The sequence below is a fragment of the Gordonia sp. L191 genome (assembly GCF_030077625.1).
GTDB classification, from domain to species: domain Bacteria; phylum Actinomycetota; class Actinomycetes; order Mycobacteriales; family Mycobacteriaceae; genus Gordonia; species Gordonia polyisoprenivorans_A.
This window is the reverse complement of record NZ_CP125996.1, coordinates 2,007,007-2,031,617: the sequence shown is the minus strand read 5'-3', so window position 1 is coordinate 2,031,617 and position 24,611 is coordinate 2,007,007. Positions and strand designations below refer to the sequence as shown.

21 protein-coding genes are annotated in these 24,611 nt (G+C 67.6%); 1 reads left to right on the top strand and 20 read right to left on the bottom strand.

Annotated features, from left to right (window positions below; all coding sequences use genetic code 11):
* Window positions 1–14: 14 nt before the first annotated feature.
* The 20 genes from QNM97_RS09105 to hisD all read right to left on the bottom strand — a co-directional run bounded on the left by QNM97_RS09105 (window position 15) and on the right by hisD (window position 23,302).
* Window positions 15–893 carry an acyl-CoA thioesterase gene (locus QNM97_RS09105; protein ID WP_283822454.1) on the bottom strand — a complete coding sequence of 293 codons (879 nt, stop codon included), beginning with the start codon at window positions 891–893 and terminating at the stop codon, window positions 15–17.
* Window positions 894–1,143: 250 nt separating this feature from the next.
* Window positions 1,144–2,577 (bottom strand): pyruvate kinase, encoded by a 1,434-nt coding sequence (gene pyk / locus QNM97_RS09100; protein ID WP_283822453.1) that lies wholly within the window; start codon window positions 2,575–2,577, stop codon window positions 1,144–1,146.
* Between the two features lie 200 nt (window positions 2,578–2,777).
* Window positions 2,778–4,283 carry a glutamate synthase subunit beta gene (locus QNM97_RS09095; protein ID WP_283822452.1) on the bottom strand — a complete coding sequence of 502 codons (1,506 nt, stop codon included), beginning with the start codon at window positions 4,281–4,283 and terminating at the stop codon, window positions 2,778–2,780.
* Window positions 4,276–8,847, bottom strand: coding sequence for a glutamate synthase large subunit (gene gltB / locus QNM97_RS09090; RefSeq protein ID WP_283823147.1), 4,572 nt, complete (start codon window positions 8,845–8,847; stop codon window positions 4,276–4,278). The genes QNM97_RS09095 and gltB overlap by 8 nt, the downstream gene beginning before the upstream one ends.
* Window positions 8,848–9,032: 185 nt before the next feature.
* Window positions 9,033–10,559 carry a prolipoprotein diacylglyceryl transferase gene (gene lgt, locus QNM97_RS09085; RefSeq protein WP_349632351.1) on the bottom strand — a complete coding sequence of 509 codons (1,527 nt, stop codon included), beginning with the start codon at window positions 10,557–10,559 and terminating at the stop codon, window positions 9,033–9,035.
* 74 nt (window positions 10,560–10,633) lie between these two features.
* Window positions 10,634–11,455, bottom strand: coding sequence for a tryptophan synthase subunit alpha (trpA, locus tag QNM97_RS09080; RefSeq protein ID WP_283822450.1), 822 nt, complete (start codon window positions 11,453–11,455; stop codon window positions 10,634–10,636).
* Window positions 11,452–12,858 (bottom strand): tryptophan synthase subunit beta, encoded by a 1,407-nt coding sequence (gene trpB, locus QNM97_RS09075; protein ID WP_283822449.1) that lies wholly within the window; start codon window positions 12,856–12,858, stop codon window positions 11,452–11,454. The genes trpA and trpB overlap by 4 nt, the downstream gene beginning before the upstream one ends.
* A 47-nt stretch (window positions 12,859–12,905) precedes the next feature.
* Complete coding sequence (gene trpC, locus QNM97_RS09070; RefSeq protein WP_006371430.1) at window positions 12,906–13,724, bottom strand: indole-3-glycerol phosphate synthase TrpC; 819 nt, start codon at window positions 13,722–13,724, stop codon at window positions 12,906–12,908.
* A gap of 110 nt (window positions 13,725–13,834) precedes the next feature.
* The gene (locus QNM97_RS09065; RefSeq protein WP_283822448.1) at window positions 13,835–14,587 is read right to left on the bottom strand and encodes a TIGR02234 family membrane protein; all 753 of its coding nucleotides are present in this window, start codon (window positions 14,585–14,587) and stop codon (window positions 13,835–13,837) included.
* A complete protein-coding gene (locus tag QNM97_RS09060; protein WP_283822447.1) occupies window positions 14,580–16,166 on the bottom strand; it encodes an anthranilate synthase component I in 1,587 nt (528 codons plus the stop codon). The genes QNM97_RS09065 and QNM97_RS09060 overlap by 8 nt, the downstream gene beginning before the upstream one ends.
* The gene (locus QNM97_RS09055; protein ID WP_006371433.1) at window positions 16,163–16,342 is read right to left on the bottom strand and encodes a tautomerase family protein; all 180 of its coding nucleotides are present in this window, start codon (window positions 16,340–16,342) and stop codon (window positions 16,163–16,165) included. The genes QNM97_RS09060 and QNM97_RS09055 overlap by 4 nt, the downstream gene beginning before the upstream one ends.
* Before the next feature lie 52 nt (window positions 16,343–16,394).
* Window positions 16,395–16,760: a phosphoribosyl-AMP cyclohydrolase gene (gene hisI / locus QNM97_RS09050; RefSeq protein ID WP_208791552.1), complete on the bottom strand. Its 366-nt coding sequence runs from the start codon at window positions 16,758–16,760 to the stop codon at window positions 16,395–16,397.
* Between the two features lie 4 nt (window positions 16,761–16,764).
* The gene (gene hisF / locus QNM97_RS09045; RefSeq protein WP_283822445.1) at window positions 16,765–17,565 is read right to left on the bottom strand and encodes an imidazole glycerol phosphate synthase subunit HisF; all 801 of its coding nucleotides are present in this window, start codon (window positions 17,563–17,565) and stop codon (window positions 16,765–16,767) included.
* Complete coding sequence (locus QNM97_RS09040) at window positions 17,562–18,413, bottom strand: inositol monophosphatase family protein (RefSeq protein ID WP_208791554.1); 852 nt, start codon at window positions 18,411–18,413, stop codon at window positions 17,562–17,564. Before QNM97_RS09040 ends, hisF begins: the two co-directional genes overlap by 4 nt.
* Window positions 18,410–19,153, bottom strand: coding sequence for a bifunctional 1-(5-phosphoribosyl)-5-((5-phosphoribosylamino)methylideneamino)imidazole-4-carboxamide isomerase/phosphoribosylanthranilate isomerase PriA (gene priA, locus QNM97_RS09035; RefSeq protein ID WP_208791555.1), 744 nt, complete (start codon window positions 19,151–19,153; stop codon window positions 18,410–18,412). Before priA ends, QNM97_RS09040 begins: the two co-directional genes overlap by 4 nt.
* An 18-nt stretch (window positions 19,154–19,171) precedes the next feature.
* On the bottom strand, window positions 19,172–19,444 hold the full coding sequence (locus tag QNM97_RS09030; RefSeq protein ID WP_006371438.1) for a hypothetical protein: 273 nt from the start codon (window positions 19,442–19,444) through the stop codon (window positions 19,172–19,174).
* A complete protein-coding gene (gene hisH / locus QNM97_RS09025) occupies window positions 19,441–20,082 on the bottom strand; it encodes an imidazole glycerol phosphate synthase subunit HisH (protein ID WP_283822444.1) in 642 nt (213 codons plus the stop codon). Before hisH ends, QNM97_RS09030 begins: the two co-directional genes overlap by 4 nt.
* Window positions 20,079–20,729 (bottom strand): imidazoleglycerol-phosphate dehydratase HisB, encoded by a 651-nt coding sequence (hisB, locus tag QNM97_RS09020; protein ID WP_283822442.1) that lies wholly within the window; start codon window positions 20,727–20,729, stop codon window positions 20,079–20,081. The genes hisH and hisB overlap by 4 nt, the downstream gene beginning before the upstream one ends.
* Window positions 20,730–21,863: a histidinol-phosphate transaminase gene (locus QNM97_RS09015; RefSeq protein WP_283822441.1), complete on the bottom strand. Its 1,134-nt coding sequence runs from the start codon at window positions 21,861–21,863 to the stop codon at window positions 20,730–20,732.
* A gap of 98 nt (window positions 21,864–21,961) precedes the next feature.
* Window positions 21,962–23,302: a histidinol dehydrogenase gene (gene hisD / locus QNM97_RS09010; RefSeq protein ID WP_283822440.1), complete on the bottom strand. Its 1,341-nt coding sequence runs from the start codon at window positions 23,300–23,302 to the stop codon at window positions 21,962–21,964.
* 245 nt (window positions 23,303–23,547) lie between these two features.
* Between hisD and QNM97_RS09005 the strand changes: the two genes are divergently transcribed.
* A complete protein-coding gene (locus tag QNM97_RS09005) occupies window positions 23,548–24,576 on the top strand; it encodes an alpha/beta hydrolase (RefSeq protein ID WP_283822439.1) in 1,029 nt (342 codons plus the stop codon).
* Window positions 24,577–24,611: the final 35 nt, after the last annotated feature.

Below are 24,611 nucleotides of genomic sequence, written 5' to 3'. Positions count from 1 at the left end.
TGGGACGGCGCAGGCTACTTCTTGGGCGGGAAGTACTTGATGAGCGCTTCCTGCACGACGGAGGTGGCCAGCGTTCCGTCCCTCATCCAGAACCGTCCCGAGCCCATCCCGCGCGATCCGGTTGCCACCGGAGACCGGGTCGCGTAGAGCATCCACTCGTCGAAGCGGAAGTCGCGGTGGAACCACATCGAGTGGTTCACGGTGGCCGCGAAGAGTCGATCGATGCCCCACGACAAGCCGTGTGTGGTGATGATCGAGTCGAGGACGGTGGTGTCGGAGGCGTAGCACATGGCGGCCACATGCATGATCGGGTCGTCGGGCATCTGGCCGTCGGTCTTCATCCACACGCGGTTGTCGCGCAGCTTCTCCCCCGCCTCACGCATCTTCCACGACGGGTCGTTGGCGAATCGGATGTCGATGGGGTGCAGTGCGTCGACGAACGTCGCGATCCGGTCCTCGAAACCCTTGAAATGCTCACCGAGGGGCGGCAATTCCTCCGGATAGGGCACCTGCGGGATCTCCACCGCGTGCTCGAGACCGGCCGAGTTGTCCTGGAACGCCACCAGCATGGTGAAGATCTCTTCACCATGCTGTTTGGCGGTGACCTGCCGATTCGCGAAGGACTTGCCGTCCCGGAACCGGTCGACGTGGTACTCCATCGGCTCGTTGACGTTGCCGCCGCGGATGAAGTGCGCGTGCAGGGCATGGACCGGCGGAGTGCCGCGGGTCAGGGTGCGTGCTGCCGCCACCACACCCTGACCGAGCATCTGCCCACCGAAGGTCCGCGCCGTCTTCTGTTCGGGGTGTTGCCCGATGAACAGGTCGGCGTCGCGCTGCTCGACGTCGAGCAGTTCGAGCAGCTTGCCGAGGTCGCTGGTGGGGTCCGCAGTCATGCGAACAGACTAGGGACCCCCGCGTGTCCGGCGGTCACCGGGACCGCGGCGCGCACAGCCCACCGCTCACCGGGCGCGCCACGCCTGCACGAACGAGTGGGTGGACCCGCGTCAGCGGCTCACCCCCCGCTCACCGGGCGCGCCGTGCCTGCACGGCGACGAGCGAGGAGCGAAGCGACAGGGCGATGAGGAGGAAGGCGCGGTGCCTCCAGCTCGCAGGGCACGCGCGGACGGAGTCCGCGCCAACAACTCAGTGGTCCTGTTCGCCGATCCGGTGGACGTGGATCATGTTGGTCGATCCGACGGTGCCGGGCGGCGCGCCGGCGACGATGACGACGACGTCCCCGTCCTTGAGCCGACCGATGCGCAGCAGCTGGTGGTCGACCTGGTCGATCATGTGGTCGGTGGTGTCGACGTGATCGACGATGAAGGTCTCGGTTCCCCAGCTCAGGGCGAGTTGGCTGCGTACGGCCTGGGTGGGTGTGAACGCGAGCAGCGGCAGGCGGGAGTGCAGCCGCGCCAGTCGGCGGACGGTGTCGCCGGACTGGGTGAACGCCACCATGGCCTTGACCTCGAGGCGTTCTCCGATGTCGCGTGCGGCGTAGGAGATGATGCCGCGTTTGGTGCGGGGAACGTGGGAGAGCGGGGGCACGTCACGTGAGCCGGTTTCGACGGCCACGCAGATGCGGGTCATGGTCTGCACGGTCTCGATCGGCCATTTGCCGACGGAGGTCTCGCCGGAGAGCATCACGGCGTCGGCACCGTCGAGGACGGCGTTGGCGACGTCGGAGGCCTCGGCGCGGGTGGGCCGGGAGTTCTCGATCATCGAGTCCAGCATCTGGGTGGCCACGATCACCGGTTTGGCGTTCTCGCGAGCCATCTGGATGGCCTTCTTCTGCACGAGGGGAACCTGCTCGAGCGGCAGTTCGACGCCCAGGTCACCGCGGGCGACCATGACGCCGTCAAAGGCCAGCACGATGGCTTCGAGGTTGTCGACGGCTTCGGGCTTTTCCAGTTTGGCGATTACCGGGACGCGTCGGCCGACGCGGTCCATCACTTCGTGGACGAGTTCGATGTCGGCCGGGCTGCGCACGAAGGAGAGGGCGACGAGGTCGACGCCGAGTTCGAGTGCGAACTCGAGGTCGGCGATGTCCTTGTCGCTCAGGGCGGGGATCGAGGTCTTGACGCCCGGCAGGTTCAGGCCTTTGTTGTTGCTGACCGGACCGCCTTCGGTGACCACGCAGACGACGTCGTTGCCGTCGATGGCGGTGACCTTCAGTCCGACCTTGCCGTCGTCGACGAGGAGGCGGTCTCCGGCTTCGGCGTCTTCGGCGAGTTGTTTGTAGGTGGTCGAGACGCGGTCGTGGGTGCCGACGACGTCGTCGACGGTGATGCGGACCTCTTCTCCGGTGGCCCACACGACCTGGCCGTTGAGTGCGCCGTCGTCGACGAATTTGCCGAGTCGGATCTTGGGTCCTTGCAGGTCGGCGAGTATGCCCACGGCCTTCTCCGCGGCATCGCCTGCGCGACGCACACGCTCGTAGACGGTGCGATGGTCTTCATGGCTGCCATGGCTGAAGTTCAGTCGAGCCACATCCATGCCCGCCTCGACGAGCTCTTTGAGACGCTCCTCGGAGTTGGTGGCGGGACCCAGGGTGCAGACGATCTTGGTACGACGTGTCACGGTGCTCACCTTAGTCGTGTCGGATCAGCATCTCTATCGGTGGCGGCCACTGGTCATCGCCCGGCCACACCGCGTTCGTCCACTCCCCCGAGGTCAGTGGCGACGCCACGGTTTCATTGTGTTCAGCTCGGTCGGTGCCGCACTCCGGGCGCGCCGCCCGACGGCTGTGTCGTGATCGCGGCGACGGCTCCGGCGGATTGTCACCGCACCGAAAGCGGTAGCGCCGCCGGGCGGACCGGCGACGGGAGGTCGGAGGCACCCATCAGGTATTCGTCGACCGACCTTGCCGCGGAACGACCTTCGGCGATCGCCCACACCACCAACGATGCACCTCGATGTGCGTCGCCGCAGACGAACACGCCGTCGGCCTCGGTCTGCCAGTCACTGCCGCAGGACAGCGCACCCCGTCCGTTGGGCGCGAGTTCGAGCCCGTCGAGCAGCGGGCCGCGTTCGACGCCTTCGAATCCGATCGCGAAAAGTGCCAGTTCGCAAGGGATCTCGAATTCTTCACTGACCGGCGTGATCACTCGTCGGCCGTCGGGTTCGCGGACGACGGCCACTTCGGCGAGAACCATCGTGGTGACGTTGCCCTGCTCGTCGCCGACGAATCGTTGCACGGCCACCTGATACTTGCGTTCGCCGCCTTCGGCGTGCGCGCTGGAGGTGCGCATCACCAGTGGCCAGGTGGGCCATGGGGATCGGGTGTCATCGCGATCGGAGGGCAGTTCGGGATTGTAGTCGAGTTGGACCACCGAGGCCGCGCCCTGCCGGTGTGCGGTGCCGAGGCAGTCGGCTCCGGTGTCGCCGCCGCCGATGATGACGACGTGTTTGCCCGTGGCGGTGATCGGCGAGGGGCCGTCGCCCTCGCATTCGCGGTTCGCCGGGACCAGATGCTCCATGGCCAGGTGCACACCGTTGAGGTCGCGCCCGGGCACTGGGTTGTCGCGGGCGGCCATCGCACCGATCGCGAGGACGACGGCGTCGTGACGCTCGCGCAGCTGCGCCACCGACAGGTCGGTGCCGACGTTGCAACTGGTGACGAATTCGGTTCCCTCGGCACGCATCTGGGCGATACGGCGGTCGATGTCGGACTTCTGCAGCTTGTATTCGGGGATGCCGTAGCGCAGCAGTCCACCCAGCCGGTCGTCACGCTCGTAGACGGTCACGTCGTGTCCGGCGCGGGTCAGCTGCTGTGCGGCGGCGAGGCCGCCCGGTCCGGAGCCGACCACGGCAACCGACTTACCGGTCTTGAGGGCAGGCGGCTCGGGCCCGATGATGCCCTCGGCCCAGGACTCGTGGGCGATCGTCTTCTCGATCCGCTTGATGGTGACGCTGCCGCCGGTGGTGTTCTCCGAGATCGACAGCACGCATGCCGCCTCGCAGGGTGCCGGGCACACCATTCCGGTGAACTCCGGGAAATTGTTGGTCGCGTGCAGGCGTTCGCTCGCCGCGTCCCACCGGCCGCGTCGGACGAGGTCGTTCCATTCCGGGATGAGGTTGCCCAGTGGGCAGCCCGCGGTTCCGGAGTGGCAGAACGGGATCCCGCAGTCCATGCATCGCCGGGCCTGATCGCTCACCTCGGAGAGCACCTTGATCGGGTTGTCGGCGTGCTCGTAGACATCGCCCCAGTCGCGGATGCGCTCGGCAACCGGCCGGTATCGGGCCTCCTTCTTCGAGACCTCCAGGAATCCGCGCGGATCAGCCACGTGCCGCCTCCATGATCGCTGAATCAACGTCGCGCCCTTCGGCTTCGGCCATCTGGGCCGCGTCGAGGACACGCTTGTAATCGGTGGGCATGACCTTGGTGAACGCGAGGCACCGTCGTGGCCAGTCGGCCAGCATCGACGCCCCGATCGCCGACCCGGTCAGCTCGGTGTGGATGGTGATGTGCTCATGGAGCCAGCGCAGGTCGTCGGGGTCGGGACGCATCAGCTCGACCATCGCCATGTTGACCTTGGCGGGGTCGAGGTCGTAGACGAAGGCCATCCCGCCGGACATGCCGGCCGCCATGTTGCGCCCGGTCGGGCCGAGGATCACCACCCGACCACCGGTCATGTACTCGCAGGCGTGGTCGCCGACGCCCTCGACCACGGCGGTGGCACCGGAGTTGCGCACGGAGAACCGCTCACCGACGCGGCCGCGGAGATACACCTGCCCGGATGTCGCGCCGTAGAGAATGGTGTTGCCGGCGATCACCTGATCCTCGGCGATGAACCAGGCATCAGGGTCCGGCGCCACCACGATCTTGCCGCCGCACAAGCCCTTTCCGACGTAGTCGTTGGTGTCGCCACTGAGCTTGATCGTCACCCCCGGCGGCAGGAATGCACCCAGGGATTGACCGGCCGAGCCGGTCAGCTCGACGGTGATCGTGTCCTCGGCGAGACCGGCGGCACCGTAGCGGCGGGTGACCTCGGCGCCGAGCAGCGTGCCCACCGTGCGATTCACGTTGCGCACCGGCAGTTCCAAGGTGACGGGATGGGCGTCCTCGAGCGCTCCTTCGGCGAGCTGGATCAGCGTCTGGTCGAGTGCCTTGTCGAGTCCGTGGTCCTGGCCACGCACCCGACGCGTCGGGCCCTTGTCCTCGATCCGTCGGAAGATCGGGCTGAGATCGAGGCCCTTGCTCTTCCAATGTGCGACGGCGGCATCGGTATGCAACCGCTGCGACTGGCCGACCGCCTCGTCGAGCGTCCGATAACCCAACTGCGCCAGATACTTTCGCACATCCTCGGCGATGAAACGGAAGAAGTTCACGATATGTTCGGCCTGACCGCTGAACCGCGCGCGCAGTTGCGGATTCTGGGTGGCCACACCCACCGGGCAGGTGTCGAGGTGACACACACGCATCATGATGCAGCCGGTCACGATGAGCGGCGCGGTGGAGAATCCGTATTCTTCGGCACCGAGCAACGCCGCCATGATCACGTCCCGGCCGTTGCGCAGCGCGCCGTCGCACTGGACGGTGATGCGATCACGTAAACCGTTGAGCATCAACGTTTGTTGCGCGTCGGCCAAACCGATCTCCCACGGCGTACCGGCGTGCTTGAGTGAGGTCAGTGGCGAGGCCCCGGTACCGCCGTCGTGCCCGGAGATGAGCACGACGTCGGCATGCGCCTTGGACACGCCGGTGGCGACCGTGCCGACGCCGACTGCGCTGACCAGCTTCACGTGGATTCGGGCCTGCGAATTGGCGTTCTTGAGGTCGTGGATCAGCTGGGCGAGATCCTCGATCGAGTAGATGTCGTGATGTGGCGGCGGCGAAATGAGTGCCACACCCGGGGTCGAGTGTCGGGTCTTGGCGATCCACGGATACACCTTGTACGCCGGAAGTTGGCCACCCTCACCGGGTTTGGCGCCCTGCGCCATCTTGATCTGGATGTCGGTGGCGTTGATCAGATAATCGCTGGTGACACCGAATCGGCCCGACGCCACCTGCTTGACCGCACTGCGTCGCTCCGGATCGTAGAGCCGGTCGACGTCCTCGCCGCCCTCCCCGGAATTCGACCGGGCACCGATGCGGTTCATCGCGATCGCGATCGTCTCGTGCGCTTCGGCCGAGATCGACCCGTAACTCATGGCGCCGGTGTTGAAGCGCTTCATGATCTCCTCGGCCGGCTCGACCTCCTCGAGCGGGATCGGGTCGCGCGAGCCGAGATCGAGTTCGAACAAACCGCGCAGCGTGCCACCCTCACGCTGGAGGCGGTCGACCTCGTCGGAGTATTTCTGGAACACGTCGTCGCGCCCGGTCTTGGTGGCGTGCTGCAACAGGAAGATCGTCTCCGGGGTGAACACGTGCAGTTCACCCTCGCGGCGGTACTGGTACTCGCCGCCCACCTCGAGTCGGCGATACACCTGCTCGGTCGGATTCTCCGGGAACGCCCGGTGGTGGCGCATCCGGACCTCCTCGGCGAGTTCGTCGAGTCCGACACCCTCGATGCGGGAGACGGTTCGGGTGAAGTACTCCTTGACCACCGCCGAGGAGAGTCCGACGGCCTCGAATGCCTGCGAGGCGGTGTAGGAGCTGATGGTGGAGATACCCATCTTGCTCATCACCTTCAACACACCCTTGCCGAGTGCTTCGACGTAGTTGCGGATGGCCTTGCTGGCGGCCACCCCGATCAGCTCGCCCTGCGCGATCAGATCTTCGATTGATTCCAGTGCGAGATACGGATTCACCGCGGCCGCACCGAATCCGATGAGCAGGGCGATGTGGTGGACCTCGCGGGCATCACCGGACTCGACGACCAGCGCGACCTTGGTGCGCTCCTTGGTACGGACCAGGTGGTGGTGCACCGCGGAGGTCGCCAGCAGTGACGGGATCGGTGCGTGTTCGCGATCGGTGTGGCGGTCGGAGATCACCAGGGTCCGGTGCCCCTCGGCGATCGCCTGGCTGGCGCGCAACCGCAAATCCTCCAGTGCCGCAGCCAATCCCGGCCCGCCATCGGCGACCTCGTAGAGCCCGTGAAGCACCTTGGCCGACAGTCCGGGGTTGTCGCCGTCGTCGTCGATGTGGACGAGCTTGGCCAGATCGTGGTTGTCGATGACCGGCCAGTGCAACAGGATCTGGCGACACGATGCCGCGTTGGGGCGCAACAGGTTCTGCTCGGGTCCCATGACCCGGGCCATCGAGGTGACGATCTCCTCACGGATGGCGTCCAACGGCGGGTTGGTGACCTGGGCGAAGAGTTCCACGAAGTAGTCGTAGAGAAGGCGAGAACGCTTGGACAACACCGCAACCGGGGTGTCGGTACCCATCGAGCCGAGTGGCTCGTAGCCGGAGGCCGCCATCGGCGTGAGCAGGACACGCAGATCCTCCTCGGTGTATCCGAACGAGACCTGCCGCCGCACGACGGTGTCGTGATTCGGCTTGTAGACCGGTCGCGGCGGCAACGTCGCGATGTCGAGCAGACCCGCGTGCAGCCATTCGTCGTAGGGCTCGGCGTTGATCAGATCGCCCTTGACCTCCTCGTCGGGGACGATCCGACCGGCGGCGGTGTCGACGAGGAACATCGTGCCCGGCTCGAGCCGACCCTTGGAGACGACGTCGTCGACCGGGACGTCGAGGACTCCGGCCTCCGAGGCGAGGATCACCCGCCCGTCGCGGGTCTGCCACCAGCGTCCCGGGCGCAGGCCATTGCGGTCGAGGACCGCACCGACGACCGTGCCGTCGGTGAAGGTGACGCACGCCGGCCCGTCCCACGCCTCCATGAGCGAGCCGTTGAACTGCAGGAAGGCGCGTCGTTTGGGATCCATCGACGGCACGTTCTCCCAGGCCTCGGGGACCATCAGCATCACTGCGTGGGCGACGCTGCGTCCGCCGAGATGCAGCAGCTCGAGCACCTCGTCGAGAGAGGCGGAGTCGGAGGCCTCCGGCGTGCAGATCGGGAACGCGCGCTTGAGGTCACCGGGAATCAGGTCAGTCTCCAGCAGGGCCTCCCGCGCGCGCATCCGGTTGCGGTTGCCGCGCACGGTGTTGATCTCGCCGTTGTGGGCGACGAATCGGAACGGATGCGCGAGCGGCCACGACGGGAAGGTGTTGGTCGAGAAACGTGAGTGGACGATGGCAATCGCGCTCATGCACCGTTCGTCGCGCAGATCCGGGTAGTACAGCGGCAGCTGCATCGTGGTGAGCATGCCCTTGTAGACGATCGTGCGGCTCGACAGCGACGGGAAGTAGAGGCCGGTGCCCTCGGCGTCGATGTCCGAGGGCACCCGCTCGGCTTGCTTGCGAAAGGGATAGATCGCCCGGTCGAGGTCGATGCCACCGATGCGTGTGACTCCCCGCCCGGGGTCGACGGTGACGAACAGCTGAGCCATGTGCGGCATGCAGTCGAGTGCGGTCTCGCCGATATCGGCACCGTCGGCGTCGACCGGGAGCTCGCGCCAACCGAGGATCGTGATGCCCTCCGCGGCCGCGAGGTCGGTCACCCGAGCGATCGCCGTCGAGCGCAGGTCCGGGTCCCTCGGCAGGAAGCAGGTGCCCGCAGCGTAGGTGTTGTCACCCGACGCGGTCGGCGCAGGAAGCTCGAAATCGACACTCGCGCGCAGCAATTCGTCGGGCAACTGAATAAGGATGCCGGCGCCGTCACCGCTGTTGGCCTCGGCGCCCGCCGCGCCACGATGTTCGAGATTCTCCAGCGCCAGCAACCCGTCGGACACGATCGCATGTGAGCGTCGACCGTGAATGTCGGTGACCATCGCCACGCCACAGGAATCGACCTCGGCCTCGGGGTCATACAGGCCCTGCTTGGCAGGGAGCGCCGAAAACAACATCAATACCTCCACCGGATTCGTGACGAATCGCATGCATGATGTCCTGGGACAGCGCTGGCCCGTGGAGCACTACGTCGGTCGCGGGTATGGGCTGCCGCAAACCGTGAAATCCCACTGTAACCGACCACCCAGCGGGGTGCCCGCGATGGCGAGGTGATCCTCGCCGGCTCGACCCCCGAAGCCGGTCAGCGGGTGGGTGGGGTGTCTTTGGCGGAGTCGGGGGCGGTGGGAGCGCTGTCCGCGTCGGGGGAAGCGCCGTCGGCGGTGGCGGGAGCGCTCTCGGCCTCGGGGGAAGCGCCGTCGGCGGTGGCGGGAGCGCTCTCGGCCTCAGGGAAAGCGCCGTCGGCATCAGGCTGGGCGCTGTCGGCATCAGACTGAGCGCTGTCGGCGTCGGTGGGAGCGCGGTCGGCATCCGAGGGAGCGCTGTCGGCGGCCTCCGAAGCGCTGTCGGCGGTCTCCGAAGCGCTGTCGGCCTCGGGGGAAGCGCCGTCGGCATCAGGCAGAGCGCTGTCGGGGGTATCGGGGGCGCTGTCGGCGTCGGTGTCGGGATCAGGGGACGTCCACGGGGACGGGGCCGCAGTGGCCGGTGCGACGGCGGCTTCCTCGTCGAGTTCCGGGTCGACGGCGGCTTCCTCGTCGTGTTCGGCGACGCCCTTGTCGATGACCTCGGTCGCGGTGCTGTCGTCGCCTGCGTCGGTCATCTCGCCGTCGGAGTCGAAGGGCTCGTCCTCGTCCGGCTCGTCGTCGGGCTCGCGCTCGAGTTCGTGGTCCGGGTATCGGTCGTCGACGTAGCCGACGACGCCGAGGGCTTCGAGTTCCTCGGCACGGTCGGGGTAGTACATCTCCAGACCGCGCTCGCGGCCCTTGGTGGCGACGACGAAGTAGATCGCCGCACACACGAACAGCAGGGCGGAGGTGAAGACGTTGATGCGAACGCCGGCGATGAAGGTGTACGCGGTATCCGAGCGCAGGAGTTCGACGACGAATCGGCCAACGCAGTATCCGGCCACGTACAGCGCGAAGAGTCGACCGTGGCCGATGCGGAATCGTCGGTCGAGCACCACGAGCGCGAGAACCACGAGCACGTTCCACACCAGCTCGTACAAGAAGGTCGGGTGGACGATCTCGTACACCTGGCCGGTCGAGGTTCCGTTGATCAGATTGGGTCCGGTCTGGATGCCGTTGGTGCGCTCGTAGATCTCCAACCCCCACGGCACCGTCGTCGGCCGGCCGTAGAGCTCCTGGTTGAAATAGTTGCCGAGCCGCCCGATCGCCTGGGCGAGCAGGATCGCGGGCGCGATGGCATCGCCGAACGCGGGCAACCGGATGCCGTGACGGCGCGCACCAATCCAGGCGCCGAGAGCACCGAAGATCACCGCGCCCCAGATTCCGAGACCACCGTCCCAGATCTTGACGACGTCGATCGGGGACTTGCCACCGCCGCCGAAGTAGATCGACCAGTCGGTGAGGACGTGGTAGATCCGGCCACCGATCAGACCGAAGGGCACTGCCCAGATGGCGATGTCGAGGACCTCGCCGGGCTGGCCGCCGCGTGCGATCCAGCGGCGATCACCCCACCAGACCGCGACGATGATGCCGACGATGATGCACAGCGCGTACGCCCGCAGCGGGACCGGCCCGAGATGCCAGACCCCCTGCGGCGGACTGGGGATATAGGCGAGCAACGTCGTCGTCGGCGCGATCACGGTCACACCCTAACCGACCGTCGGAGGCACACGATCGCACCACCCGGTCGGTTCGTCCGATCGGACCTCACGCGCGCGGGTCACCTCGGCGGGTTCGGATGGGCGACGCCGTCGGCGAGTTCGCGAACCAGATCACGCAACTGACCCTGACCGGCCTGCGCCGCGGTCACCAGGGTCGAACCCACGATGACACCGTCGGCATAGGAGGCGATCTCCGCGGCCTGCTCGCCGCTGCGGACACCGAGACCGACCCCGATCGGGATGTCGGAGTACTCACGGATCCGCGCACAGAGTTCGGGGGCGGCGTTCGACACCGCGGTACGAGCACCGGTCACTCCCATCGTGGAGGCCGCGTAGACGAAACCGCGACACGCATCGATGGTGTAGGCCAGTCGTTCCGGGGTCGACGACGGTGCGACCAGATAGATGCGGTCCAACCCGTGGGCGTCGGAGGCCTCGTGCCACGCATGCCCCTCCTCCGGGATGAGGTTGGGGGTGATCAGTCCGGCTCCCCCGGCCTCGGCGAGATCGGCGGAGAAACGCTCGACACCGTAGGCGAGGATGGGATTCCAGTAACTCATCACGACGGCCTGTCCGCCGGCCTCGGTGATCGCCCGGACCGCGGTGAACACGTCGCGCACCCGTACCCCGTTGGTCAGTGCGAGATCGGCGGCTTCCTGGATCGTCGGCCCGTCCATCACCGGATCCGAGTAGGGCACCCCGACCTCGATGATGTCGCACCCGGCCTCGACCATGGTGGTGAACGACTCCACCGAGCCGGCCACCGTCGGATAGCCCACGGGCAGATAGCCGATCAGCGCGGCGCGGCCCTGCTCACGGCAGCGGGTGAAGACCGGTGAGAGCTTGGAGGCTCCCGCGTGTCGGACGGTCGGCGCGGTCATCGACTCTCCCCCGGATCTGATTGGGCCGCTTCGGATTCGGACGACGTATGCGGTCCGGTCTGGGCGTCGGATTCCGAGGGAGGCGGATCGAACAGATGGAACCATTCCGCGGCGGTGTCGACGTCCTTGTCACCGCGGCCGGACAGGCTGACGACGATGATCGGTGCGCCCTCGGTACCGGCCTGCGCCCCGCGCGGTGAGGTACGCGCGAGTTCGTGGCCGAGTTTCAACGCACCGGCCACCGCATGCGCCGACTCGATCGCCGGGATGATCCCTTCCCGCCGGCTCAGCAGCGCCAGCGCGTTCATCGCCTCGGTATCGGTGATCGGCCGGTACTCGGCCCGGCCGATGTCCTTGAGGTAGGCGTGCTCGGGACCGACCCCGGGATAGTCCAAACCCGCCGAGATGGAATGGGATTCGATGGTTTGGCCGTCCTCGTCCTGCAGGAGGTAGGAGAAGGCACCCTGGAAGGCGCCCGGTGTACCACCGGTGAACGTCGCCGCGTGCCGGCCGGTCTCGACACCGTCACCGGCGGCCTCGTATCCGACGAGCCGTACGTCGGCGTCGTCGATGAACGGGTGGAACACCCCGATCGCGTTCGATCCGCCGCCGACGCAGGCCACCACCGCATCGGGCAGCCGTCCGGCGTGCGAGAGGATCTGCGCCCGGGCCTCGAGTCCGACGATGCGCTGCAGATCTCGTACCAGCATCGGGAACGGATGCGGCCCCGCGGCGGTACCGAAGCAGTAATAGGTGTTGTGCGCGTTGGTAACCCAGTCGCGGAGCGCCTCGTTGATCGCATCCTTGAGGGTCGCCGAGCCGGTCTCCACCGCGATCACCGTCGCGCCGAGCAGACGCATCCGCGCCACGTTCAACGCCTGACGTTCGGTATCGACGCGACCCATGTAGACGATGCACTCCATCCCGAACAGGGCGCAACCGGTGGCGGTGGCGACGCCGTGCTGACCGGCACCGGTCTCGGCGATGATGCGCGACTTGCCCATCCGGCGGGCCAGCAACAACTGACCGAGCACATTGTTGATCTTGTGGGAACCGGTGTGGTTCAGGTCTTCCCGCTTGAGGAACACCCGCGCCCCGCCGGCATCGTCGGACAGCCGCGTCGCCTCGTACAGCGGCGAGGGGCGACCGACGTAGTCACGTTGCAGCCGGTCGAGTTCTGCAAGGTAGTCGTCGTCGGTGCGCATCTTCTCGTAGGCGGTGGTCACCTCGTCGATGACCGCCATCAACGCCTCGGGGACGTGCCGCCCACCGTAGACACCGAAGTGGCCGCCGGCGTCGGGCTCGAGGGAGGTGCGGGTGGCCACTCCCTGACTGGCCGTGGGCAGGACGGTTGGGGCGGCGTCGGTGCCGCTGCTCTGATGGGTCGTCACAGGACACCTCATTGCTTCACATACGCGTCAGCGGCTTCGGCCGAAGCCGAATGCCATTGTCAGCGAACGGGTTTTGGACAGGACGGGTGGGTGCCGGCGGTTACCAGCTCCGCCACCGCGGTACGGGGGTCGCCACTGGTGACCAGCCCCTCACCCACCAGGACCGCGTCGGCGCCGGCGCCGGCGAACGCCAGCAGGTCGGCGGTGCCTCGCACACCCGACTCGGCGACCCGAATCACCTTGGTGGGCAGGCCCGGAGCGATCCGGGAGAAGTTGTCGCGATCGACCTCGAGGGTCTTGAGATTGCGGTTGTTGACGCCGACCACCGAGGCTCCCGCCTCCAGCGCGCGATTGGCCTCTTCCTCGGTGTGCACCTCGACGAGAGCGGTCATGCCCAGGCTCTCGGTGCGGTCGAGCAACGAGGCCAGCACGTTCTGCTCCAGCGCGGCGACGATCAGCAAGATCATGTCGGCACCATGCGCGCGCGCCTCATGGATCTGGTACGGCCCGACGATGAAATCCTTGCGCAGCACCGGGATGTTCACGGCCGCGCGGACGGCGTCGAGATCGGCGAGCGACCCGCGGAACCGCCGCTCCTCGGTGAGCACACTGATGATCCGCGCACCACCGTCCTCGTAGGCACGCGCGAGTTCGGCGGGGTCGGCGATGGTGGCGAGCTCACCCTTCGACGGGCTGGCACGCTTGCACTCGGCGATCACCCCGATGCCGGGCTGCTGGAACGCGGCCATCACGTCCTTGGGGTCGGGCGCCTGGACCGAGGCCGCCTTGACGGCCGCGTAATCGACGACCGCTTCGCGCGCGGCGACGTCGGCCTTGACTCCCTCGATGATCGAATCGAGGACGTTCGGCGTGCTCACGACAGCTGGTTCCCTTTCGACGCTCCTTGCCCTCACCAGGGTAGACCGGGGTTCCCAACGGCCCGTGCGCGGGTCCGTCGAGACCCACGTCACGCCGAGCACCGCAGAGATCAGCGCTGTTCGGTCGGGTCGATCCCGGTGTCGAGGGCATCCCACATCATGCGTTCGTTGACGTGCGGCGGTTCCGTGCGGGCGGCGTCCGCTGCGTCCGGACCCTTCTGGCCGGTGGGAGCCCCGGCCGGATCGGTCCCCGCATCGCCGGCCGCCTTGCGACGCTCGTGCTCGGCGAAGATCTCACGTTCGAGCTCGTCACGGCGCGCGGCAGGCGTCCTGTACTTGCTCGACATCCCCGCACCCGACGCCGACCGCAGCAACAGCACACCGGCCGCGACACAACACACCGTCCCCGCGAACACGATGGCCGACACCCAGCCGTGGGTGGTCGTCAACCGCACGATGTACCGATCCGACAGGTCGATCGCCCGAGCCGCATACAGCGAGTCCGAGCCGCTGGTCAACAGCGACAGGGCCGGGAACGCGGCCAGCAGCCCACCCGCGGCGACGAGGACCGCCACGATCCGCAATCCCCACCCGCGCAGCGAGAACGCCGCCAGGATCGCCGCGAGCAGCACCAACGCCAGCGGCGTCAGCCACGGACTCCAGTCGGCGCCCTTGACCTGCATGTATCGGTCCGGCGACATTCCGTCACCGGCGTAGACGGTCGCCCACGTCACGCGCGAGGCCGACCAGAATGCCAATGCACCCAACGCCATCAGGATCGCGGCGATCACCTTGATCCGCCGGGACCGGCGGGCGGTGTCGGCGGCGTCGGATGTCGTCGGATCGGGGGCCTGCTCACTCACTTGTCGGCCCACCTTCGGCAGCGCCGCCGGAGACCCGACGCATCGTCGAGGCGGCGGCAACCGCATTGAGCACCGCGGTCGCCTTGTTGCGGGCCTCGTTGTACTCATAGTCGGGATCGCTGTCGGCCACGACACCGCCGCCGGCCTGCACATAGGCGGTGCCGTCCTTGATCAACGCGGTGCGGATGGCGATCGCGGTGTCGGCGTTGCCGGCGAAGTCGAGGTAGCCGACGATGCCGCCGTACAGGCCGCGCCGCGTCCGTTCGTGCGTGTCGATGAGCTCCATCGCCCGCACCTTCGGCGCACCGGTGAGCGTCCCCGCCGGGAAGCACGCCGTCACCGCGTCCAGGGCGTGCTTGTCCTCACGCAACTCCCCCGACACCGTCGACACCAGGTGCATGACGTGGCTGTACCGCTCGATGTGTCGGTAATCGCTCACCTTCACGGTGCCGGGCCGACAGACCCGACCGAGATCATTCCGTCCGAGATCGACGAGCATCAGGTGCTCGGCATTCTCCTTCTCGTCGGCGATCAGGTCCTTCCCGAGCAGTTGATCCTCCTCCTCGGTCGCCCCACGCCATCGGGTACCGGCGATCGGATGGGTCGTCGCCCAGCCGTCCTGCACGGTCACCAGCGCCTCGGGACTCGACCCGACGACCGTGAACGGGTCCGACTCGATTCCCGGGATGCGCAGCAGATACATGTACGGGCTCGGATTGGACGCCCGCAGCACCCGGTACACGTCGATCGGGTCGGCGGCGGTGTCCATCTCGAACCGCATCGACGGCACCACCTGGAATGCCTCGCCCGCCTCGATCTCGCCGACGAGGTCGCGCACGATCTCGTGGTACTCCTCGCGGCTGCGCTGCACCCGAAAGTCGGGGTCGGGCCGGTCGAAATGCGACACCGTCGACGGCGCCGGCGCGGCGAGGGCCTGCGTCATCCGGTCCAGCCGGGCAACGGCGTCGGCGTAGGCCTCCTCGGCACGCTCGTCGGAACCATCCCAGTTGACGGCGTTGGCGATCAGGGTGATGGTGCCCTCGTGATGATCGACCGCGGCCAGATCGGTCGCCAACAACATCATCAGATCCGGCAGGTGCAGATCATCGGTGGTGGTCTCGGGTAGCCGTTCGAGCCGGCGCACCATGTCATAGGCCATGAACCCGACGAACCCGCCGGTCAGTGGCGGCATGCCCGGCAACGGATCGGTGGCCAGCAGGCGTAGCGACTCGGCCAGCACCGTCAGCGGGTCACCGTCGACCGGTGCGCCCGACGGCACCGTCCCCCACCAGCTGGCCTTGCCGTCGACAACCGTCAGCGCCGACGGCGCTCCCGCGCCGATAAACGACCACCGCGACCAACTCCGCCCATTCTCGGCGGACTCGAGCAAGAACGTGCCCTCGCGGTCGCCGGCGAGCTTGCGGTAGGCCGACAGCGGCGTCTCCGAGTCGGCGAGGACCTTGCGGGTGACCGGCACGACACGATGGTCGGCAGCCAGATCCAGGAACTCGGCCAGACTCGTCGTCGCTGAACCCGCCGCATGATCGTGCGTGGAGGTGCTCATCGCGGGCGTACTCATCCCAGGGGCTCGCCGCCCACGCCCCACTGGGTACGCGGGATCTCGTTGATGGTGACCCACACCGAATCCGGGCTCTTGCCGGTGGCCCGCGCGTACGCCTCGGTCACCGCCGCGATGGTCTCGCGCTTCACCCGGTCCGAGAGCCCGGGGGTCTGCGAGATCTGGATCAATGGCATGACTGGTCGCCACCTTTCGTCAAATGAGTGTCCGCCCCGATTCTCCCAGGCATCAGCCCGCGCCGGTCGCGTCGGGTTGGGCGAACGGCAACGACGGGGTGTCGAAGCAACTGTGATTACCCGTGTGGCAGGCCGCCCCCACCTGATCGACGATCAACAACACCGTGTCGCCATCGCAGTCGAGCCGGACGTCGTGCACATATTGGGTGTGACCGCTGGTCTCGCCCTTCACCCAGTACTCCTGACGGGACCGCGAAAAGTAGGTCGCGCGCCGTGTGGCCAGGGTGCGTTCGAGTGCGGTGTCGTCCATCCACGCCACCATCAGCACGGTGCCGGTCTCGCGCTCCTGGGCGACGGCGCTGAACAGCCCGTCGGCATTGTGGGTCAGCCGACCCGCCAACTCGGGATCGAGAGCCATCGCCTCACACCTCCATCGGGGTGTCGCGTGCGGTCCGCACGGTGATACCGGCGGCGGCCATCGACTCCTTGACCTCACCGATGGTGAGCTGGCCGAAGTGGAACACCGAGGCCGCGAGCACCGCGTCGGCGCCCGCCGCGACCGCGGGCGCGAAATGCTCGACGGCCCCCGCGCCACCACTGGCGATGACCGGTACCTCGACGGCCGCACGGACCGCAGTCAGCATGCGCAGATCGAAGCCCTGCTTGGTGCCGTCGGCGTCCATCGAGTTCAACAGGATCTCCCCGACGCCGAGTTCTTGTCCGCGCCTTGCCCATTCGACCGCGTCGATGCCGGTACCACGGCGTCCGCCGTGCGTGGTGACCTCCCAACCGGACGGGGTGGGCTGCTCACCGTCGGGCACGGTACGCGCATCGACCGACAGCACGATGCACTGCGAACCGAAACGCCTGCTCATCTCCTCGAGCACCTCGGGCCGGGCGATCGCCGCGGTGTTGACGCTGACCTTGTCGGCGCCGGCCCGCAGCATCGTGTCGACGTCGGCGACAGTGCGGATACCGCCACCGACGGTCAGCGGGATGAAGATCTGCTCGGCGGTGCGCCCGACGACGTCGATCATCGTGGCGCGCCCCGAACTCGACGCGGTGACGTCGAGGAAGGTCAATTCGTCGGCACCCTCCGCGTCGTAGCGCGCCGCGAGTTCCACCGGATCACCGGCATCACGCAGGTTCGCGAAGTTGACGCCCTTGACGACGCGTCCGTTGTCGACGTCGAGGCACGGGATCACACGCACGGCCAAAGTCATCGGTCGGTCTCCTCGGGTCGGGCCGCATCGGTGGACCACTCGTCACCGATCACCTCGTACACAACGTCCATCAGTTCCGAATGAATCCCCGGCGATCCGGCCACCAACGAGGGCGAATCGACGGTCCACCGCCGTCCGGACAGATCGGTGGCCACGCCACCGGCGGCACGAACCAGCGCCGCCCCGGCAGCGTTGTCCCACGGGTGACGACCGAAGGCGATCGACCCGCCGAAGGTCCCCGACGCCGCGTAGGCCATGTCCACCCCGGTGCTGCCGGTCATCCGCAGCCGGGCCACCCGCGCGGACAGCGCCCGGATCAGGTCGGCGCGGCGAGCGCCCGGATATCGGCCGCCGTGCCCGACGTTGAACGGTCCGAAGCCGATCGCGCACTGCGCCAACGACGTTGCGCCGGAAGGGGTCACCGGCTCACCGTTGCACAGCAACGGCGAGTCGAGGTGTCCGGCGAAACGCTGCCGCGACAACGGCATCCACGTCAGACCCAACACGCTCTCGCCGTCGACGAGCAGCGCGAGCAGGATGCCCGTCAGCGGCATCCCGGCGGAATAGTTGTAGGTGCCGTCGACCGGATCGAGAACCCAGACCACACCCTCGTCGACCGGAGGGCCGCCGAATTCCTCACCGTGCACCCCGATGCCGGTCAGGTCGGTCAGCTCGCCGACGATCCGGCGTTCGAGATCGAGATCGACCTGGGTGGCGAAGTCGGTGGCACCCTTGCGGACCGCGCTCGGCGCTCCCAGACCGGCGATGAAGTCGTCGCTGACCCCGTCGAGGACTCCCCCGGCCACCTCGAGCAGTCGGGACAGATCCAGGTCGGCGCCCGCGGTCACCGGCCGCCGACCGCCGTCAATGCCTCGGGCAGGGTGAACCGCCCGGCGTAGAGCGCCTTACCCACGATCGCCCCCTCCACGCCCTGCTCCACCAGACCGGCGATCGCCACGAGGTCGTCGAGCGCCGACACCCCGCCGGAGGCGACGATCGGCGCATCGGTGGCCGCGGCGACCTCGGCGAGCAGGTCGAGATTCGGGCCGCCCAGCGTGCCGTCCTTGGAGACGTCGGTGACGACATAGCGGGCGCATCCGTCGCCGTTGAGGCGTTCGAGCACCTCCCACAGATCACCGCCGTCGGTCACCCAGCCGCGCCCGCGCAACCGGTACGACGAGCCTTCCCGGATGACGTCGAGTCCGACGGCGATCCGGTCGCCGAATCGCTCGATCGCCGTGGCGCACCACTGCGGATTCTCCAGCGCGGCGGTACCCAGATTCACCCGTGTACAGCCGGTGGCCAGTGCGGCCTCGAGCGACTCGTCGTCGCGGATGCCGCCGGACAGTTCGACCTTCACGTCGAGTTCGCCGACGACCTCGGCGAGCAGGTCACGGTTGTTGCCCCGCCCGAAGGCGGCGTCGAGGTCGACGAGGTGAATCCACTCCGCGCCGTCCTTCTGCCAGGCCAGCGCGGCCTCACGCGGTGAACCGTAGGAGGTTTCGGTACCGGCGGCACCCTGGACCAGGCGCACCGCCTGACCATCGGCGACATCGACGGCCGGAAGCAGTTCGAGGGTTGTTCCCATGGGGTTGCGCGGGTCCTTTCAGGAGGTCGGGGGATTGCTGCGGTGCTGGGCGCGCAGCGCGCGTTCGGCCTTGCCGATCAAGCGTTTGGAGGTGATGCCGATCGCCGTGATCATCAGCACGATGCTGACCAGCGACGCGACCAGCCCGGCGATCGCATTCCATTTGGCCAGCGCCAGCACCACCGGGATGCAGATCACCAGCACGATGACACCTGCGCCGAGGACGAACAGGACGAATCGACCGTAGGAGAAGCGGTACTCCGGATCGCCGCCGGCACCCGAATCGGTCATGAGAGGGCCCTGATCCAGTTGGCCAGCAGATGCGCCCCGGCGTCGCCGGATTTCTCCGGATGGAACTGGGTGGCGCTCAATGGACCGTTCTCGACCGCGGCGAGGAATTTCCCACCATAATCGGCCCAGGTCAGCCGCGGTGCGCGCAGTGCGGTGCCGTCGTTGTCCATCTCCCACGACTGCGCGGCATAGGAGTGCACGAAGTAGAAGCGGGTGTCGGCGTCGAGCCCGGCGAACAGCACCGAGCCCTCGGGCGCGTCGACGGTGTTCCATCCCATGTGCGGCAGCACCGGTGCGGGCAGCCGGGTGATCGAACCGGGCCACTCACCGCATCCGTCGGCCTCCTCCCCGAATTCGACGCCGTGCTCGAACAGGATCTGCATGCCCACGCAGATGCCGAGTACCGGACGTCCGCCGGCGAGGCGGCGGCCGATGATCCGGTCACCCTTCACCGCGCGCAGTCCCTCCATACATGCCGCGAAGGCCCCGACCCCCGGGACGACCAAACCGGTCGCGTTCAGGGCGGTGTCGAAGTCGGCCGACACGGTCACCTGGGCTCCGGCCCGCTCCAGTGCCCGCTGCGCCGACCGCAGATTCCCCGACCCGTAATCGAGGACAACGACGTCGGGCCCGCTCATAGAGCACCCTTCGTCGAGGGCACCCCGGTCACCCGCGGATCGGCCTCGGTGGCCTCGCGCAACGCCCGGGCGACCGCTTTGAACTCCGCCTCGGTGATGTGGTGCTGATCGCGTCCGTAGAGCACCCGAACATGCAGCGCGATACGGGCATTCAGCGCGATCGACTCGAAGACGTGCCGGTTGATGATCGTCGAATACGGGACGCCCGGGTAGCCGCCGATGACCGCGGTCAGCAGATGCTCCGGCTCGCCGGTGTGCACGCAGTACGGCCGGCCCGACACGTCGACGACCGCGTGGGCGAGGGTCTCGTCCATCGGGATGTAGCAGTCACCGAAGCGACGGATGCCCTTCTTGTCCCCGAGCGCCTGCCCCAGCGCCTGACCGAGGACGATCGCTGTGTCCTCGATGGTGTGGTGACCCTCGACCTCGACATCACCGGTCGCCTTGACCGTCAGATCGAAGCTGCCATGCGCACCGAACGCGGTCAGCATGTGATCGAAGAACGCGATGCCGGTGGAGATGTCGGTGCGACCGGTACCGTCGAGGTCGATCTCGACGGCGATCGACGACTCCTTGGTGGTGCGCTCGACCTTGCCGATACGGGCCCCCGCGGTCCCGGTGGCGCTCGACTCCTGTGTGGTGCTCACTCAGCCATTCTCCAGATCGGTTGCGGCCAGGCGTCGACTGACCTCGAGGAAGACATCGTTCTCGCCGCGCAGACCGACCGTCACCCGCAGGTGGGCAGGAATCCCGACGTCACGGATGAGGACCCCGTCGTCGAGGTAACGCTGCCACGACGCCGAGGCGTCGGCGAACCGTCCGAACAGCACGAAGTTGGCGTCGGAATCGACCACCTCGAAACCTGCCGCGGCGAGCTCGGCGACGACGCGCTTGCGTTCGGCGATGATCGTGGCGACCCCCGACAAGGTCTCGTCGCCGTGGCGCAGCGCCGCCCGCGCGGACGCCTGGGTCAGCACCGACAGGTGATAGGGCAACCGAACCAGTTGCAGGGCCTCGACGATCGCCGGCGACGCGGCCAGATACCCGAGCCGTCCACCGGCAAAGGCGAACGCCTTGCTCATCGTGCGACTCACGACGACCTTCGCCGGGAACTCCTCGATCAATTCGGTCGCACTGGGTTGCTCGGAGAACTCGCCATACGCCTCGTCGACGATGACGATGCCCGGCGCCGCTTCGACGATGGCGCGCAACCCGGCATTCGGGATCGATGCACCTGTCGGGTTGTTGGGCGAGGTGAGGAACACCACGTCGGGGCGACGCGCGGCGACCTCACCGATCGCGTAATCGACGTCGAGTGAGAAATCGGCGTTGCGCTTGGCCTCCAGCCACATGGTGGTGGTGCCGTCGGAGATGATCGGATGCATCGAATAGCTGGGCACGAAACCCAACGCTGTCCGCCCCGGCCCGCCGAAGGCCTGCAACAGCTGCTGCAGGATCTCATTGGAACCATTTGCCGCCCAAAGGTTCTCGACCGACAACCGAACCCCGGTGGCGCGGCTGAGATACTCGGCCAACTCGGTACGCAGCGCGACCGCATCCCGGTCGGGGTATCGATGCAACTCGGCCGCGGCGACCCGGACCGACTCGGCGACATCGGCGATCAACGCCGCCGACGGCGGATGCGGGTTCTCATTGGTGTTGAGCACCACCGGCACCGTCAATTGCGGTGCCCCATAAGCACTCTTCCCACGAAGGTTGTCCCGCAGCGGCAACTCGTCCACCGAGATCGACGCGCCGGGAATACTCGGCCCGCTCGCCACGCTCCCGGCGCCGCGTACATTCGGCCCGCTCGCTACGCTCCCGGCGCCGCGTACATTCGGCCCGCTCGCTACGCTCCCGGCGCCGGCACTCTCCGCGGTCACCGCGCGTCCTCCATGAAGCGCCGGGTGATCGCATCCCCGTGCGCCGGAAGATCTTCGGCCTGCGCCAGGGTGACGACCTTGTCGGCGACATCACGCAGCGCGGCCTCGTCGTAATCGATGACGTGAACGCCCTTGAGGAAGGTCTGTACCGACAACCCCGACGCGAAGCGCGCCGAACCCGAGGTCGGCAGAACGTGATTGGAACCCGCACAGTAGTCACCGAGGCTGACCGGCGCGTAGTTACCGACGAAGATCGCGCCCGCATTGTGCACACGATCGGCAACCGCGGCCGCGTCGCGCGTCTGGATTTCGAGATGCTCGGCGGCGTAGGCGTCGACCACCGCCAGTCCCGCCCCGAGATCGTCGACCAGCACCACACCGGATTGCTTGCCCGCCAAGGCGGTTGCCACCCGTTCGCGGTGTTTGGTCTGTGCCACCTGATTCTCGAGGGCCGCATCGACGGCATCGGCGAGGTCGACGCTGTCGGTGACGAGCACCGAGGCGGCCAGGACATCGTGCTCGGCCTGTGAGATGAGGTCCGCGGCAACGAGTTCGGGCCTCGCCGTGTCATCCGCGAGAATCGCGATCTCGGTCGGCCCGGCCTCGGAGTCGATACCCACGACCCCGCGGCACAAACGCTTGGCCGCCGTCACGTAGATGTTCCCCGGTCCGGTGATGAGGTCCACCGGATCCAGAACCGCGCCGGGTGCATCAGCGGCGTCGGTGTCGGTTCCGCCGTAGGTCAACAAGGCAACGCCCTGCGCTCCACCGACCGCCCACACCTCGTCGACCCCGAGCAACGCGCACGCAGCGAGAATCGTCGGATGCGGCCACCCGCCGAAGTCCTTCTGCGGCGGCGAGGCCACCACCAGCGACCCCACACCGGCCTCCTGCGCCGGAACGACGTTCATGATCACCGACGAGGGATACACGGCATTGCCGCCGGGCACGTACAACCCGACGCGTCGCACCGGAATCCACTTCTCACTGACCACACCACCGTCGACGACCTGCGTCCGCGAGGTCTGCCTGCGCTGATCGGCGTGCACCGCCCGCGCGCGGGAGATCGACTCGCGCAAGGCGTCGGCCACCGCCGGATCCAGCGCCGCAAGTGCGTCACCGATGACCGATGACGGCACCCGCACCGACGCGGGACGTACACCGTCGAAGCGCTCCCCGTACTCCAGTGCCGCTGCCGTGCCGCGCTCGGCGACGGCATGAACCACCGGCCCCACCGTGTCGAGAACGGCGTTGACGTCGGTGCCCCCACGGGGCAACGCGCGACGCAGTTCGGCAAGCGTCGGCGTGCTACCGCGCAGGTCGGTTCGGGCGAGCATGGATCTCTCCTGGCGTGACTGGAGGAAATGACCCATCCAGGATACGGGCACGAGGCGAGCGGATTTCACCTGCACCTCATCGGAGCGAGCCGCCCGAACCTTGCGGATGCAAGGACTCGGATTCATTACGCACCTCTAACAAGATTGCACCATGAGTAACACTGGTCCCACCCGTCACGGATATGCTCACAGCGACCTCACAGAGATGCGTCGGGAACCACTCGAATGGCGAACGGAGCACGTGGATGACAACTCGACGACCCAGACCGCGACAACCCGGTGCCGGACCACACCGTGCCGGACTCACCATGGCCTCGTGGGCCCGCCGTCTCGGGATCATCGCGGTGATGGTGCTGCTGAGCGCAGCCGTCGGTGCACAGGTGCCTGCTCGCGCGGAGGCCGCACACCTCGTCGCCGTCCGCGACGTCTCCCCGACCGAGTCGGTGCTCGAGGTGTACTCGTCGTCGATGGGCAGGGTGATCACCAGCCAGGTGCTGCACCCGCCCGAACGACCTGCGGGACCCGCCGTCTACATGCTGCCCGGACTCGGTGGCGGCGAGGACGGGATCTCCTGGATCAACAACGGCGGCGCCCGTGGCTTTTTCGCAGACAAGGCCGTGACGGCCGTCTTCCCCGTCGGAGGTCGCGCGTCGATGTTCACCGACTGGCAGCACGACGATCCGGTCCTGGGCCGCAACAAGTGGCGAACCTTTCTGACACGAGAACTCCCGCCGATCGTCAACCGCGCCTTCCACATCAACGGGATCAACGCGATCACCGGGGTGTCGATGTCGGGCGGTCCGGCGCTGGCGATCGCCGAATCGGCTCCCGACTTGTATCGCGCCGTGGCGTCCTACAGCGGGTGTCCCGGGACCACCGATCTGCTCGGCGTCGGCGCGGTGACCGCCGTGGTCACCCGCGGCGGCGGCAACGTGCTCAACATGTGGGGACCGCCGGGCGGGCCCGACTGGGTGACAAATGACCCGATCGTCAATGCGGGCAAGTTGCGCGGAAAAGCGGTGTTCCTGTCGGCGGCCACCGGCATGCCCGGTCCGATCGACGGCGGCCCGGCAGAGACCCTCGGCGGGCTTGCCGGCGGTGGTCAGATCGAGGCGTACACACGAGTGTGCACTGCGGCCACGTCGAATCAGTTGACCGCCTTGGGGATTGCGCACACATTCTCGGCACGCCCATTGGGATCGCACTCCTGGGGCGTGTTCGCCGCGGATCTGCGCGCCTCGTGGCCGGTGATCGGGCGCGCGATCGGGGCGTGAGCCGTCACCGTCGCAGATTTTGCTGATCCGAGGCC